Annotated in this window: 11 protein-coding genes and 1 pseudogene; all 12 read right to left on the bottom strand. The window is 70.1% G+C overall.

All coding sequences use genetic code 11. The annotated features are described in order from the left end of the window. Nucleotides 1–16: 16 nt before the first annotated feature. Entirely contained in the window at nt 17–862 is an 846-nt protein-coding gene (prmC, locus tag ACQEWB_RS33515) for a peptide chain release factor N(5)-glutamine methyltransferase (RefSeq protein ID WP_432837644.1), read from the bottom strand. Between the two features lie 41 nt (nt 863–903). Next, complete coding sequence (prfA, locus tag ACQEWB_RS33510) at nt 904–1,980, bottom strand: peptide chain release factor 1 (protein WP_432837642.1); 1,077 nt, start codon at nt 1,978–1,980, stop codon at nt 904–906. 106 nt (nt 1,981–2,086) lie between these two features. Next, nucleotides 2,087–2,311, bottom strand: a complete 225-nt coding sequence (rpmE, locus tag ACQEWB_RS33505; RefSeq protein ID WP_432837640.1) for a 50S ribosomal protein L31 — start codon at nt 2,309–2,311, stop codon at nt 2,087–2,089. 137 nt (nt 2,312–2,448) lie between these two features. Beyond that, on the bottom strand, nt 2,449–3,585 hold the full coding sequence (locus ACQEWB_RS33500) for an LCP family protein (RefSeq protein WP_432837638.1): 1,137 nt from the start codon (nt 3,583–3,585) through the stop codon (nt 2,449–2,451). Nucleotides 3,586–3,791: 206 nt separating this feature from the next. Continuing rightward, complete coding sequence (locus ACQEWB_RS33495; protein ID WP_432837636.1) at nt 3,792–5,591, bottom strand: trypsin-like serine protease; 1,800 nt, start codon at nt 5,589–5,591, stop codon at nt 3,792–3,794. A gap of 163 nt (nt 5,592–5,754) precedes the next feature. Then, on the bottom strand, nt 5,755–7,785 hold the full coding sequence (gene rho / locus ACQEWB_RS33490) for a transcription termination factor Rho (RefSeq protein WP_432837634.1): 2,031 nt from the start codon (nt 7,783–7,785) through the stop codon (nt 5,755–5,757). Nucleotides 7,786–8,201: 416 nt separating this feature from the next. Then, a complete protein-coding gene (gene thrB / locus ACQEWB_RS33485) occupies nt 8,202–9,131 on the bottom strand; it encodes a homoserine kinase (protein WP_432837632.1) in 930 nt (309 codons plus the stop codon). 226 nt (nt 9,132–9,357) lie between these two features. After that, nucleotides 9,358–10,416, bottom strand: a complete 1,059-nt coding sequence (gene thrC / locus ACQEWB_RS33480) for a threonine synthase (RefSeq protein ID WP_432837630.1) — start codon at nt 10,414–10,416, stop codon at nt 9,358–9,360. 6 nt (nt 10,417–10,422) lie between these two features. Beyond that, nucleotides 10,423–11,715: a homoserine dehydrogenase gene (locus ACQEWB_RS33475; protein ID WP_432837628.1), complete on the bottom strand. Its 1,293-nt coding sequence runs from the start codon at nt 11,713–11,715 to the stop codon at nt 10,423–10,425. Nucleotides 11,716–11,888: 173 nt separating this feature from the next. Continuing rightward, the gene (gene lysA / locus ACQEWB_RS33470; RefSeq protein WP_432837626.1) at nt 11,889–13,280 is read right to left on the bottom strand and encodes a diaminopimelate decarboxylase; all 1,392 of its coding nucleotides are present in this window, start codon (nt 13,278–13,280) and stop codon (nt 11,889–11,891) included. A gap of 249 nt (nt 13,281–13,529) precedes the next feature. Then, nucleotides 13,530–13,781: pseudogene (locus ACQEWB_RS33465) on the bottom strand (DALR anticodon-binding domain-containing protein); the annotation flags it as partial. Next, nucleotides 13,709–14,875, bottom strand: coding sequence for an ArgS-related anticodon-binding protein NrtL (gene nrtL / locus ACQEWB_RS33460; protein WP_432837624.1), 1,167 nt, complete (start codon nt 14,873–14,875; stop codon nt 13,709–13,711). The gene nrtL and the pseudogene ACQEWB_RS33465, both read right to left, overlap by 73 nt. Between the last annotated feature and the right edge of the window lie 16 nt (nt 14,876–14,891).

Here is a 14,891-nt window from a genome sequence, read left to right as displayed (position 1 = left end):
ACAGTCTGGGGGGTGGTCACGGCGTCGCCCTGCGGGCCGTCGCGAACCGGGGGCGGTTGTTGAGGTCCGGGTGGTCGGCCGCGTCGGCCCAGCCCCGCTCCTCGGTGAAGATCCACGGCACCTGGCCGCCCTGGGTGTCGGCGTGCTCGATGACGACGACGCCGCCGGGGCGCAGCAGCCGGTGTGCGGTCCGTTCCAGACCGCGGATGAGATCGAGGCCGTCCTCCCCCGAGAACAGGGCGAGTTCGGGGTCGTAGTCCCGCGCCTCGGGAGCGACGTACTCCCATTCCGTGAGCGGGATGTAGGGCGGGTTGGAGATGACGAGATCGACCTGGCCGTCGAGGTCGCGGAAGGCGTCCAGGGCGTTGCCCTGACGGAGGTCGACCCTGGAGCCCTCGACGTTCTTGCGGGTCCACTGGAGGGCTTCCTCGGACAGCTCCACGGCGTGCACCTTGGAGCGCGGGACCTCCTGGGCGAGGGCGAGCGCGATGGCGCCGGAGCCGGTGCACAGGTCGACGATGGTCGGCTCGACGACGTCCATCGCGCGGACCGCGTCTATGGCCCAGCCGACCACCGACTCGGTCTCCGGGCGCGGCACGAACACGCCGGGCCCCACCTGGAGTTCGAGGTAGCGGAAGTACGCCCGCCCGGTGATGTGCTGCAACGGCTCGCGCTGCTCCCGCCGGGCGATGACCTCCCAGTAGCGGGCGTCGAAGTCCGAGTCCTGCACGGAGTGCAGCGCGCCCCGCTTCACGCCGTGTACGAACGCGGCGAGCTCCTCCGCGTCGTTGCGCGGCGAGGGCACGCCGGCGTCGGCCAGCCGCTGGGTGGCCTGTGCCACCTCTGCGAGCAGCAGGTTCACGCAAGTCCTCCGTGTCGTACTCGGTCGTGCGTAGGTGCGGCTTACGCGGCCGCCAGCTTGGCCGCCGAGTCCGCGTCGACGCAGGCCTGGATCACCGCGTCGAGGTCGCCGTCCAGGACCTGGTCCAGGTTGTACGCCTTGAAGCCGACGCGGTGGTCCGAGAGGCGATTCTCCGGGAAGTTGTACGTGCGGATCTTCTCGGAGCGGTCGACGGTGCGGACCTGGCTGCGGCGGGCGTCGGCGGCCTCCCGCTCCGCCTCCTCCTGCGCCGCTGCGAGCAGCCTGGAGCGCAGGATACGCATCGCCTGCTCCTTGTTCTGCAGCTGGCTCTTCTCGTTCTGGCAGGAGGCGACGACTCCGGTGGGAATGTGCGTGATGCGCACGGCGGAGTCGGTGGTGTTGACGGACTGGCCGCCGGGGCCGGAGGAGCGGTAGACGTCGATCCGGAGGTCGTTCGGGTTGATCTCGACGTCGACCTCCTCCGCCTCCGGCGTGACCAGCACACCGGCCGCGGAGGTGTGGATACGGCCCTGGGACTCGGTGGCCGGCACGCGCTGCACGCGGTGCACGCCGCCCTCGTACTTCAGGCGGGCCCAGACGCCCTGTCCGGGCTCGGTGGCGCCCTGGCCGCCCTTGGTCTTCACGGCGACCTGGACGTCCTTGTAGCCGCCCAGCTCGGACTCGGTGGCGTCGATGATCTCGGTCTTCCAGCCGACGCGCTCGGCGTACCGGAGGTACATGCGCAGGAGGTCACCGGCGAACAGGGCGGACTCGTCGCCGCCGGCGCCCGCCTTGACCTCCAGGATCACGTCCTTGTCGTCGTTGGGGTCGCGCGGGACGAGCAGCAGGCGCAGCTTCTCGGTGAGCTCCTCGCGCTGCTTCTCCAGCTCCTTGACCTCGGCCGCGAAGTCGGGGTCGCTGGCGGCGAACTCCTTCGCCGTCTCGATGTCGTCGCCGGTCTGCTTCCAGGAGCGGTACGTGGCGACGATCGGGGTGAGCTCGGCGTAGCGCTTGTTCAGCTTGCGCGCGTTGGCCTGGTCGGCGTGGACCGACGGGTCGGCGAGCTTCGTCTCCAGGTCGGCGTGCTCACCGACGAGTTCCTCGACGGCCTCGAACATCTTGGGCTCCTGAACTGCGAAAAGAGAGGGAAGGCGGACGACCAAAAACGCCGGTCCCGGCACGCCTGATACAGGGCGCGGCCGTGGACCGGCGAATTGGGGCCAGCTACTTCTTGGAGCCGGCGCCAGCCTTGCCGAAGCGGGCCTCGAAGCGGGCCACGCGGCCACCGGTGTCGAGGATCTTCTGCTTGCCCGTGTAGAACGGGTGGCACTCGGAGCAGACCTCGGCACGGATGGTGCCGCTGGTGATCGTGCTACGGGTGGTGAACGACGCGCCACAGGTGCAGCTGACCTGCGTCTCGACGTACTCGGGGTGGATCTCGCGCTTCAAGGTGTCTCCTAGTTTCGGGAGGGCGCCGGGTCGCAGCCGCGGATTGCGGAGGCGTGAACCGGAGCCGACGTACCAGTCTGCCAGGACTGGGGCCATCCCCCAAAACGGGGGTGGACCGCCGTTTGTTCCCGGGGTCGCTAGCCGGCCGTCACGACGCCCTTGGCCTCGCCCGTGGCCGTTCCCTTCGTGGCCGCCTTCGGTACCACCTGGTCGTTCTTCAGGGCCGTCCAGACCTGCTGGGCCTTGGCCTTCTCGACGATGACGCGGTTGGGGTTGGCCGGGTCGTACTGGACCGGCATCGTCACCATCTGCATCTTCGAGGAGCTGATGCTCTTCAGGCCGTTGGCGAAGGACATCAGGGAGTTGACCGAGCCGAGGTCGGAGTCGGTCGTCACGGCCTTGGTGGCGGTGTCGGCGAGGTCGAACAGCTTCTTCGGGTTGGTGAAGACGCCGATGTGCTTGACCTGGTTGACCAGGGCCTTGATGAAGGCCTGCTGGAGCTGGATGCGGCCGAGGTCGGAGCCGTCGCCGACGCCGTGCCGGGTGCGGACCAGGCCGAGGGCCTGCTCGCCGTCGAGCTTGTGCGTGCCGGCCTTGAGGTTCAGGTGGCTCTCGGAGTCGTTGATGTCCTTGGTCGTGGTGACCGAGACACCGCCGAGCTCGTCGATGAGCTTCTCGAAGCCGCTGAAGTCGACCTCGAGGTAGTGGTCCATGCGCAGGCCGGTGATCGACTCGACGGTCTTCACCGCACAGGACGCGCCGCCCGTCGAGTAGGCGCTGTTGAACATCACGCCGCTCGCCGCGTCGTGGGTGGCCCCCTTGGCGTCGGTGCACTCGGGGCGGTCGATGAGGGTGTCGCGCGGGATGGAGACCACGGTGGCCTTCTTGTGGCCCTTGTAGACGTGCACGATCATCGCGGTGTCGGAGCGGGCGCTGCCGTCGTCGGTGCCCCCGCCGAGCTTCTTGTTGGTGCCGGACCGCGAGTCCGAGCCGAGGACCAGGATGTTCTCGGAGCCGTTGTCGACCTTCGTGGGCCGGTCGGTGCCGAGCGCGGAGTCGATGTCCACGCTCTTGATGTTGCCGTTGAGCTTGAAGTACACGTATCCCGCACCGGTGCCGCCCAGCACGAGGATGCCCGCGGCGACCCAGGCCGTGATCAACAGGCCCCTGCGACGCCCGTCGCGGGTCTTGCGGGGGCCCTTGGCGCGGTGGCGCGGGCCCTTGGTGCCGGACTCACCCGGTATGCCGGGTTCCGGCGTGCTCTCGGCGGACATGTGCTCCTCGAATCTCGTCCGGTCGGTTACCCCCTGCTTTCAGGGACAGGCCTGAATCGATGCGACTGACACCGCACCATCGTCGCTCCGTCCGGTCAGACGGCGAAACTCGGGAAAGGGTTGCACAACGCTCTGTGCCCGACCGGTGGACGGTCGGGCACAGAGCGTGATGTCCTAAACGGGACGAACCCCGCTCACCTGCGTTTTCAGCCGAAGATGTCGTACTGCTTGAAACCGGTACCGACCGAGACCCTTGTGGCAAAGATCTCGCTGGTGGCCTTACCGGTGCCCTTGTACAGGTAGAGCGTGCCGCCGGGCGTACGGGCCAGGAAGTCGGCCTTGCCGTCGCCGTTGACGTCCCCGATCGCGTCGAAGGCGTTGTACGTCGTGTTGCTCCAGGTGCGGACCTTGACCCGGGCGGAGAACGGGGCGGCGGCCTTGCCGGTGCCGCGGTACAGGTAGATCGCGCCGGTGCTCTTGTTGCGGGCGATCAGGTCGGCCTTGCCGTCGCCGTTGAAGTCGCCCTTGCCGCGCACGGTGTTGTACTGGTTCCAGCCCGTGCCCGTACCGATCTGCTTGCGGGCCGCGAAGGTGCCGTTGCCGTTGCCCGGGTAGAGCCACGCCTTGCCCGCGGAGTCCACGGAGACCAGGTCGGGCTTGTAGTCGCCGGTGAGGTCGCCCGGGGTGACGATCCGGGTGCGGGTGGTCCAGCCGCTGAAGATCTTCGTCTTCGACCAGGCGCTGCTCGCCGGCACGTAGTGCAGCCAGTACACGTTGCCGGTGGAGCTCTGGCGCAGCACGAGGTCCTGGTAGCCGTCCCGGTTGAGGTCGGTCTGCAGGACGAGGTTCACTCCGGCGTACGACCCCACGGACTGACGCGCGCCGAAGGAGCTGCCCGTGGAGTTCTTCTGGTACGCCTCCTTGTCGGAGGACGCGCGCACGAACAGGTCGGCCTTGCCGTCCGTGTAGCTGAGGTTGGCGTCGTCGACGTTCGCGTAGGCCGCGCCGATGTAGGTGCTGACCTTGGAGAAGACGCTGTAGTAGCCCTTGGCGACACAGTCCGCGACGCCCCACGAGACGACGCCCACGATCCGGCCGCCCACCACCAGCGGCCCGCCGGAGTCGCCGTTGCAGGCGGCCTTGGTCGCCGTGTCGCTGCCGCTCTGCGTGCCGGCGCAGATCATGTGGCCCTTGACGTAATCGGAGCCGTACACACCGGAGCAGGTGGCGTCGGTGTGGATGGTCAGCGTGGCCGACTTCAGGGTGTCGGAGATGTCGTCGCTGGTGGAGCTGGTCCGGCCCCAGCCGTAGACCTTGGCGCTGGTGCCGCCGGTGTACGAGGCGGTGTCGCCGGACGTCGTCATGCGGATCGGCGTCGCCGTGACCGGCGAGGCCAGCGTGATGACGGCGATGTCGTTGTTGATGGTCGTCGCGCTGTACGACGGGTGGTTCCACTGCCGCAGGGGCAGCGAGACGGTGCCGCCGTGCAGGTCCGTGCTGCCCGAACTGTCGGTGGTGGGCAGTTGGTTGGTGCCGGTCAGGACGGCGCCGTACGCCTTCCAGTTGTAGCTCTTGCCGTTCTCGTCCTTGACGCAGTGCGCGGCGGTGAGGATCTTCGTCGGCGAGACGACGCTGCCGCCGCAGAAGAAGCCGACGTCGTCGCTGGTGTCGTCGGTCGTGCCGTTGTCGTCGTAGTACCAGAGCTGCGCCATCCAGGGCGCCGAGGTGATGGCGGTGTCGGTGCCGCCGACGACCTTCGGGCTGACGGTGGAGCCGGTCGTGCTCGAGCTCAGCGCCGACTTCTTGGTCGTCGTCTCCCCCGCCGTGCCGTCGGTGGCGAGCGCCCCGGCGATGCGCGCGGTCAGCTCGGCGGTCGAGACGGAGCTGGTCGCGGGCTTGGTGGTCGGCGTGGGCACGGAGGTCGCGGCGTTGGCCGAGGCGGCCGTCAGCGCGGCTCCCACAGCCACGGCGACACCGGCGGCGGCGACGGGCAGGGCGAAACGCATCCGGCGTCTGTGACGACCGCTGCCGGACAGGGATGTGGACAAGGAGGTTCCCCCCGAGGCACAGGTGACAGGTGGGGCGCGAGAGTGCACCCGTTCCTATCAGCGCCAAAAGGTCGGCCCCCGTCACTCCTGTGACGGGGGCCGACCTGCGGAAGGCTGCTGCTCAGTCGCCGTTGCCGGGCGTGGGCGTCGTCTTCTGGATCTGCATCAGGAACTCGGCGTTCGACTTCGTCTGCTTCATCTTGTCGAGAAGCAGCTCGACCGCCTGCTGCTGGTCGAGCGCGTGCAGCACCCGGCGCAGCTTCCAGACGATGGCGAGCTCGTCGGGGGCGAGCAGGATCTCTTCCTTACGGGTGCCGGACGCGTCGACGTCCACCGCCGGGAAGATCCGCTTGTCCGCGAGCTTCCGGTCGAGCTTGAGCTCGGCGTTGCCGGTGCCCTTGAACTCCTCGAAGATGACCTCGTCCATGCGGGACCCGGTGTCCACCAGGGCGGTGGCGAGGATGGTCAGCGAGCCGCCGTCCTCGATGTTGCGGGCCGCGCCGAAGAAGCGCTTCGGCGGGTACAGGGCGGTCGAGTCGACACCACCGGACAGGATGCGGCCGGAGGCGGGCGCGGCGAGGTTGTACGCCCGGCCCAGACGCGTGATCGAGTCGAGCAGTACGACCACGTCGTGGCCCAGCTCCACCAGGCGCTTGGCGCGCTCGATGGCGAGCTCGGCGACCGTGGTGTGGTCCTCGGCCGGGCGGTCGAAGGTCGAGGAGATGACCTCGCCCTTGACCGACCGCTGCATGTCGGTGACCTCTTCCGGACGCTCGTCGACCAGGACGACCATCAGGTGGCACTCGGGGTTGTTGTGCGTGATCGCGTTGGCGATCGCCTGCATGATCATGGTCTTGCCGGTCTTCGGCGGGGCCACGATCAGACCGCGCTGGCCCTTACCGATCGGCGACACCAGGTCGATGATGCGCGTGGTGAGGACGCCCGGGTCCGTCTCCAGGCGGAGGCGGTCCTGCGGGTAGAGCGGGGTGAGCTTGGTGAACTCCGGGCGGCCGCGGCCGTGTTCGGGCGCCATGCCGTTGACGGAGTCGAGACGGACCAGCGCGTTGAACTTCTCGCGCCGCTCGCCGTCCTTGGGCTGACGGACCGCGCCGGTGACGTGGTCGCCCTTGCGCAGACCGTTCTTGCGGACCTGGGCGAGGGAGACGTACACGTCGTTCGGGCCCGGCAGGTAGCCGGAGGTCCGGATGAACGCGTAGTTGTCGAGGATGTCGAGGATGCCCGCGACCGGGATCAGGACGTCGTCGTCCGCGATCTGCGGCTCGCCCGCACCGCCGCCGATCTCGTCACGGCCACGACGGCCCCGACGGTCCCGGTAGCGGCCGCGACGGCCACGGCGGCCGCCCTCGAAGTCGTCGTCGTCCTGCGGGCCCGCGTTGCGGTCCTGACGACCGCCGCCCTGCTGCTGGTTCTGCTGCTGACCGCGCTGGCCGCCCTGCTGGTCGTCGCTCTTGCGACGGTCGCCGCGGTCACCACGGTCGTTGCGGTCCCCGCGGTCACGCCCGCGGTCGCCGCGGTCCCGGCGGTCGCGGCGGCCCTGCCGGCCGTCACCGTCACCGGCGTCGCCCTGCGGCTGGCCCTGGGCGGGCGTCTCGGCCTTCGGCTCGCTCTTCGCCTCGGCGACGATCGTGTCGGCGCTCGACGCGGCCGGGGCACCCGCCTCGGCGGTGGCGCGGCGACGACGGCGCTCGGCCGGGGCGTCCTCGGAGGCGGGCTGGCCGGGGATCTCGATCTGCTGCTGGGCCACGGCCTTCTCGGCGGGGGCCTCGACCTTGGCGTCCGCCTTCTTCTCGGCGTCGTCGCCGGTACGGGCCTTGGAGGTGGCCCGGCGCTTCGGCTTGGTCTCGGTGGCGGCCTCGGTCTTCGCCGGGGCAGCACCACCTCCCCCAGAGGGGGCACCCCCAGCCTGCGCTTCCTTGATGACCTCGATCAGCTGGCTCTTGCGCATCCGCGCGGTGCCCCTGATACCGAGGCCCGAGGCGACCTGCTGCAGCTCGGCCAGCACCATGCCGTCGAGGCCGGTACCGCGGCGCCGCCGGGAGCCGGCACCGGTGGCAGGCGCGGAGGCGTCCGTGGCGGGCGCGGCAGCGGTCTCCTCGACACGTGCGCCCATCAGATCGGTGGTGTCGCTCACGAAGGGTCCTTCCCTGGAGCGGACGTCGGCCTGTCTGGCTCGGCGACCGGTTGTGCTGTCCGGCTTCGGTCCTTGCTGTGTGGACCGTGCCGGGGCGGTGGTCCGCCCATGGAGGCGGAGGGAGTTTCTGGGATGGCGCTTACCAAAGCCTGGGCCGTGGCACCGGGTGTCAGTGTCACGTGGCTCGGTAGCACCGATTCCGGAGCGTGCCCGGCAAGTCGCTCAGCGCCCGCGTACGAGGTACTGCCCGCGTACGTCGTACGGAACACAGTGCGGCTTGGGAGGCTCCCGGAAGAATGTCTGTCCCGGACGGGGACACGAAGCACCTCGCCATGGTGGGGTCGGGTGCAGACTTGAGGTTAACACTACCGGATCCAACAAACATTCCCCCTCTCGAAATCCGGCAAGCGCCGGTTTCAGATGTCACTGGCCGCCGCTAGGGGCAGCACGATCGCTCCCTGTGCGTCGAGGTCGAGGCGGTTGGCCGCCCAGCCCTCGCCCGCCAGGTGGGAGACCTTGTCGGCGCTGTCGACGTCGGCCAGCGCGAGCACGGTGGGACCCGCTCCTGAGATGACTGCCGGGACTCCGTCGGCCCGCAGCCGCTCCACCAGCGCGGCGCTCTCCGGCATGGCCGGTGCGCGGTACTCCTGGTGGAGACGGTCCTCGGTGGCGGGCAGCAGCAGCTCGGGGCGCCGGGTGAGGGCCTCGACGAGCAGCGCGGCACGGCCCGCGTTGGTGGCGGCGTCGACGTGCGGCACGGTGCGCGGCAGCAGGCCGCGCGCGGTCTCGGTGAGGACCGGCTTTCCGGGCACGAAAACCACCGGAACGATGGAATCGGCGGCGTCCATCCTGATCGCGCGCGCGGCGCCCGCCTCCATCCAGGAGAGCGTGAATCCGCCGAGCAGACAGGCCGCCACGTTGTCGGGGTGGCCCTCGATCTCGGTCGCGAGCTCGAGCAGGGCGGTGTCGTCGAGCTTCGACTCCCCGCCTATGGTCACGGCTCGCGCGGCGACGATGCCGGCGCAGATGGCGGCCGAGGAGGAGCCCAGGCCGCGGCCGTGCGGAATGCGGTTGGCGCACACGATCTCGAGTCCGCGCGGCTGTCCGCCGAGCAGGTCGAAGGCGGTGCGCAGGGAGCGTACGAGCAAGTGGTTCTCGTCACGCGGCAGCGTCTCGCTGCCCTCGCCCGCGATGTCGATGTGCAGCCCGGAGTCGGCCACCCGGACGACCACGTCGTCGTAGAGCCCCAGCGACAGGCCCAGGGCGTCGAAGCCCGGGCCGAGGTTGGCGCTGGTGGCGGGGACGCGCACCCTGACGGCGGCGGCGCGGAAGGCTGGACCGGCCATCTCTCGATGACTCTCCTTGAGCTGCGTGATTGTCGAAGACATTCGATGACGTACGAAGACCCGTCGGGCCGCAAGGACGGCGCGGCACCCGTCATACGCGGAGGCATATGCAGCGGGCGGGTTCGGTACAGCCTATCGAAGGAAGGTTCTGTGGCGACATAGGGCGCACAGGAGGCGCACGATGCGTGTCGTAAGCCCCCTGTGCACCCCTCCCGAGGGGTATCCCTCAGGCGAGACCGAGCCGCTCGGCCGCGGTGACCGCGTCGACCGGGACGGTGACCGGCTGCGGAGCGCCGGCGACGGCCCAGTCGGGGTCCTTCAGACCGTTTCCGGTCACGGTGCACACGATCTTCTGCCCCGGGTCGACCTTGCCCTGCTCGGCCGCCTTCAGCAGACCGGCGACGGACGCGGCGGACGCGGGCTCCACGAAAACGCCCTCCTGCGCGGCCAACAGCCGGTAGGCGCGCAGGATCTCACGGTCCGTCACCTCGTCGATGAACCCGCCGGACTCGTCCCGTGCGGCGAGCGCGTACTGCCAGGAGGCGGGGTTGCCGATGCGGATGGCGGTGGCGATGGTCGAGGGGTCCTTGACGACCTCGCCGCGCACGATGGGGGCGGAGCCGGAGGCCTGGAAGCCCCACATCCGGGGCGTCTGCTTCGCGACACCGTCGGCGGCGTACTCCTTGTAGCCCTTCCAATAGGCCGTGATGTTGCCCGCGTTGCCGACCGGGAGGACGTGGATGTCGGGGGCGTCGCCCAGCATGTCCACGATCTCGAAGGCGGCCGTCTTCTGGCCCTCGATACGCACCGGGTTGACCGAATTCACCAGCGCCACGGGGTAGTTCTCGCTGAGCGCGCGGGCGAGCGTGAGGCAGTCGTCGAAGTTGCCGTCGACCTGGAGGATCTTGGCGCCGTGGACCAGCGCCTGGCCCATCTTGCCGAGGGCGATCTTGCCCTGCGGGACGAGAACGGCCGAAACCATGCCGGCCCGCACGGCGTACGCGGCGGCACTCGCCGACGTATTACCGGTGGAGGCGCAGATGACGGCCTGCGCGCCCTCCTCCTTGGCCCGGGTGATGGCCATGGTCATGCCGCGGTCCTTGAAGGACCCGGTGGGGTTCGCGCCCTCCACCTTGAGGTGGACCTCGCAGCCCGTGCGCTCGGAGAGCACCTGCGCGGGCACGAGGGGCGTGCCGCCCTCGCGGAGCGTCACGACCGGCGTGCTGTCGGAGACGGGCAGCCGGTCCCGGTACTCCTCGATGATTCCGCGCCACTGGTGGGTCATTGCTGGTTACTCTCCTTCAACCCGCATGATGCTGGCGACACCCCGCACGGTGTCGAGCTTGCGCAGCGCCTCGACGGTCCCGCCCAGGGCGGCGTCGGACGCGCGATGGGTGACGACGACGAGAGAGGCCTCGCCGTCCTTGCCCTGCTGCCGAACGGTATCGATGGAAACCCCGTGCTCGGCGAACACGGTGGCGACCTGGGCGAGAACACCCGGTTTGTCCGCGACGTCGAGGCTGATGTGGTAGCGGGTGACGACGTCACCCATCCCCGACACCGGCAGCGCGGCATACGCCGACTCGCCGGGCCCCGTTGCCCCGCTGAGCCGGTTGCGGCAGACGGCGACGAGGTCGCCGAGCACGGCGGAGGCGGTGGGAGCGCCGCCCGCGCCGGGGCCGTAGAACATGAGCTGACCGCTCGCGTCGGACTCGACGAACACGGCGTTGTAGGCGCCGCGCACGGAGGCCAGCGGGTGGCTCAGCGGGATCATCGCGGGGTGCACGCGCGCCGTGACCGACTGCCCGTCCCCGGCCCGCTCACAGATGGCGAGCAGCTTGATGGTGCAGCCCATGTTCTTCGCGGAGGCGAAGTCGGCGGCGGTGACCTCGGTCATGCCCTCGCGGTAGACGTCGTCGAGGCGCACACGCGAGTGGAAGGCGATGCCGGCGAGGATGGCGGCCTTGGCGGCGGCGTCGAAGCCCTCGACATCGGCGGTCGGGTCGGCCTCGGCGTACCCCAGCGCGGTGGCCTCGTCGAGGGCCTCCTGGTAGCCGGCCCCCGTGGAGTCCATCTTGTCGAGGATGAAGTTAGTCGTCCCGTTGACGATCCCGAGCACCCGGTTGACCTTGTCGCCCGCCAGCGACTCCCGCAACGGCCGGATCAGCGGAATCGCACCCGCGACGGCGGCCTCGTAGTAGAGGTCCTTGTCGTGCTGCTCGGCCGCCGCGTGCAGGGCGGCCCCGTCCTGGGCGAGCAGCGCCTTGTTGGCGGAGACGACGGAGGCGCCGTGCTCGAAGGCGGTGGTGATAAGGGAACGAGCGGGCTCGATCCCCCCGATGACCTCCACCACGACATCAATGTCGCCGCGTTTGACGAGGGCGGTGGCGTCGGTGGTGACGAGGGAGGGGGCGATGCCCTCGCGGACCCGGTCGGGCCGCCGTACCGCCACGCCCGCGAGCTCGACGGGCGCCCCGATCCTGGCGGCGAGGTCGGCGGCGTGCGTCGTCATGATGCGCGCCACCTCTGAGCCGACAACCCCACAGCCCAGCAGCGCCACCTTCAGCGGACGCGTACGCATCATCCGACCTCGTTTCCTCATACCGTCTACGGTTGGACCAGTCTCACTCACCGGACGGGAGTTTCTGCCCTTCGTCCGGATCGTGAGACATCTATTTCATTTGTACGGGGGTGGAAGACCGGAGATCTTCCGTTCCCGGAGTTCGGGTCGTTCTGCTCAGCCGACGTCGGCCGACGTCAGCCGACGTCGAGCCGCAGGAGGTCCTCCTCCGTCTCGCGCCGGACGATCACCCGGGACTCACCGTCGGCGACGGCGACGACCGGCGGGCGCAGCACATGGTTGTAGTTGCTCGCCATGGAACGGCAGTAGGCACCCGTAGCCGGTACGGCGATGAGGTCACCCGGTGCCAGGTCGGCCGGCAGAAACGCGTCCTTGACCACGATGTCCCCGCTCTCGCAGTGCTTGCCGACGACCCGGGCGAGCACGGGCTCGGCGTCGGAGGTGCGGGACACGAGAGCGACGCTGTACTCGGCGTCGTACAACGCGGTCCGGATGTTGTCGGACATGCCGCCGTCGACGGAGACGTAGGTCCGCAGCCCGTCGAGCGGCTTGATGGTGCCGACCTCGTAGAGCGTGAAGGCGGTGGGCCCGACGATGGCGCGCCCCGGCTCGACGGAGATACGGGGGGTGCGCAGCTTGGCGGCGTCGCACTCCCTGCTCACGATCTCCGTCAGCGCCTTGGCGATCTCGTGCGGCTCACGGGGGTCGTCGTCACTCGTGTACGCGATCCCGAGCCCGCCCCCGAGGTCGATCTCGGGCAGCTCGACGCCGTGCTCGTCACGGATGTCCTTGAGTAGCCCGACCACGCGATGTGCGGCGACCTCGAACCCGGACATGTCGAAGATCTGCGAGCCGATGTGGCTGTGGATCCCGATGACTTCGAGGGAGTCGAGCTGAAGCGCCCGCCGTACGGCCTCGGCGGCCTGCCCCCCGGCGAGCGGGATGCCGAACTTCTGGTCTTCGTGGGCGGTGGCGATGAACTCGTGCGTGTGCGCCTCCACACCCACGGTGATACGGATCTGCACGCGCTGCCGCTTGCCGAGTTCCCGCGCGATGTGGGCGACGCGGACGATCTCCTGGAAGGAGTCGAGGACGATCCGTCCGACGCCGTTCTCGATCGCCCTGGTGATCTCTTCCGTCGACTTGTTGTTGCCGTGGAAGGCGATGCGGTCGGCGGGCATGCCGGCGGAGAGGGCGGTGGCGAGTTCGCCGCCGGAGCAGACGTCGAGGTTGAGCCCCTCTTCGTGCAGCCACCGCACGATCGCCCGGGACAGGAACGCCTTCCCGGCGTAGAAGACGTCGGCGTCGTGCCCGAAGGCGGTACGCCAGGCACGGGCGCGGGCCCGGAAGTCGGCCTCGTCGAGGACGTAGGCGGGCGTGCCGTACTGCTCGGCGAGGGTCTTGACGTCGATCCCGCCGACGGTCGCGACACCGTCCCCGTCACGGGTGACCGTCTGGGACCAGACCTTGGGGTCGAGGGTGTTGAGGTCGGCGGGCGGAGCGGAGTAGTGCCCCTCGGGAAGGACGTCGGCGTGCCGGGGCCCGGCGGGGTGTGCGGAACGGCTCATCTGCTTCGTGACTTTCTGGTGGCTGCTCTGTCGGCTGCTGGGGGCCGGGTCTGGTGACTCTGGGGGCCGGGTCTGGTGACTCTGGGGGCTCTGGGGGCTTGTCCATTGCCCCGGCCATGGGGCTCCGGCTGGGCTTGCCAGTGGTTGTCTGGCTGAGCTTGTCCAGTTAGTTGTTCCGGCCGGGCTTGCCAGTGGTTGTTCTGGCCGGGCTTGTCCAGTGACTCCAGTCGGTGGCCTCTCCAGTGGCTTCTAGAGGTGGTCGGGTGCGTCGATGCCGAGCAGGGACAGGCCGCCGGCCAGCACCGTCCCGGCGGCTTCGGCGAGCGCGAGCCGGGCGCGGTGGGCGGCCGAGGGTTTCTCGTCGCCGCGCGGAAGGACGGTCGGCAGGAAGGCGAGGGCGGCATCGGCGACGGTGACGAGCTGCCGGGTCAGGCGGTCGGGGGAACGGCGGGTGGCCGCTGCGGTGAGGACGCGGGGGTGGTCGGCGAGAGCCGCGACGAGCGCGGCGGCTTCGGGGTGGCGGGGGTTCGCGAGCTCGGGGGGCGAGGTGTCGCCGGGGTGGGAGTGGCGGGCTTCGCGGGGCTTGGGGTGGCGGGGTCGGGGTGGCGGGGGTCGGGGTGCCGGGAGTCGGGGTGCCGGGAGTCGGGGTGCCGGGGGTCGGGGTGCCGGGGGTCGCCGGGCTTGGAGAACTGGAGGTCACCGGGCTCGGGGAGTTGGAGGTCACCAGGCTCGGAGGGCTGGAGGTCACCAGGCTCGGAGGGCCGGAGGTCACCAGGCTCGGAGGGCCGGAGGTCACCAGGCTCGGAGGGCCGGGCTGCGCGGGACTCGGGGTGCTGGGGGTTTGGGGCTTCGAGGTGCCGGATGTCGGCGGCCTCCGGGTGCCGGATGTCGCCGGGCTCGGCGGTGAAGCCCAGGCGGGCGGCGTTACGGCTGAGGGCCCGGGTGCGGGCGTGGGCGTAACGGACGCGGAAGAGCGGGTTGCTCTCGCGCTGGACCAGGTGGTCGGCGGTGATGCGGGGCCGGTCGTGGGCGGCGGGGTGCAGCAGCGCCCAGCGGGCGGCGTCGGGGCCGAGCGGGGCGGGGTCCTCGGGGGCCGGGACGGGACGGAGGTTGACCGGTTCACGGTGCTCTACCTCTGCGCGGCCGCCCTGGGTGGCGATGATGCGGGTGAGCGCGTCGGCGACGACCTCGGCCCGGACGTCGTACGGGATCCGCAGCTCGACGATCTCGCCGGCGAGGATGTCGGAGTGGCCGTACGTCACGCCGGCGTTCAGGACCTCATGGACGAGGGCGGTCTCGGCGGAGACCACGTCCTCCCCCAGGCTGATGTTGAGGAAGCCGGGGCCGGTGAGGGTGACGTCGGCGATGCCGTGCGTCCCGGCAAGGCGGTCCCGAAGAATCCGGGCGACGTCGAGAGGCGCCCGGCCGGCCGGCCGGGCGAGCTGAAGGGCGATGTTGGTGGCGTAGTCACCACACCCACCGGGCCCGGGCGGCGTAACCACGGCCCGTACCGGAACGGCGACACTCAGCTCCCCCTCGTCGACAGCACGACGCACCGCGCGCAGCACGGTGTGGGAGAGCTCGACGGGGGTCACGGGACAAGCGTATGGG

This window comes from Streptomyces sp. CA-249302 (genome assembly GCF_050936785.1).
Classification (GTDB): domain Bacteria; phylum Actinomycetota; class Actinomycetes; order Streptomycetales; family Streptomycetaceae; genus Streptomyces.
The sequence above is the reverse complement of the archived record's forward strand: the minus strand, read 5'-3'. Positions and strand labels throughout refer to the sequence as shown.

Bases quoted from the DNA above. Each gene is read 5' to 3' on its own strand.
- prfA (WP_432837642.1), bottom strand. From the start codon at position 1,980: ATGTTCGAGGCCGTCGAGGAACTCGTCGGTGAGCACGCCGACCTGGAG.
- ACQEWB_RS33500 (WP_432837638.1), bottom strand. From the start codon at position 3,585: ATGTCCGCCGAGAGCACGCCGGAACCCGGCATACCGGGTGAGTCCGGC.
- ACQEWB_RS33495 (WP_432837636.1), bottom strand. From the start codon at position 5,591: ATGCGTTTCGCCCTGCCCGTCGCCGCCGCCGGTGTCGCCGTGGCTGTG.
- thrB (WP_432837632.1), bottom strand. From the start codon at position 9,131: ATGGCCGGTCCAGCCTTCCGCGCCGCCGCCGTCAGGGTGCGCGTCCCC.
- thrC (WP_432837630.1), bottom strand. From the start codon at position 10,416: ATGACCCACCAGTGGCGCGGAATCATCGAGGAGTACCGGGACCGGCTG.
- ACQEWB_RS33475 (WP_432837628.1), bottom strand. From the start codon at position 11,715: ATGATGCGTACGCGTCCGCTGAAGGTGGCGCTGCTGGGCTGTGGGGTT.
- lysA (WP_432837626.1), bottom strand. From the start codon at position 13,280: ATGAGCCGTTCCGCACACCCCGCCGGGCCCCGGCACGCCGACGTCCTT.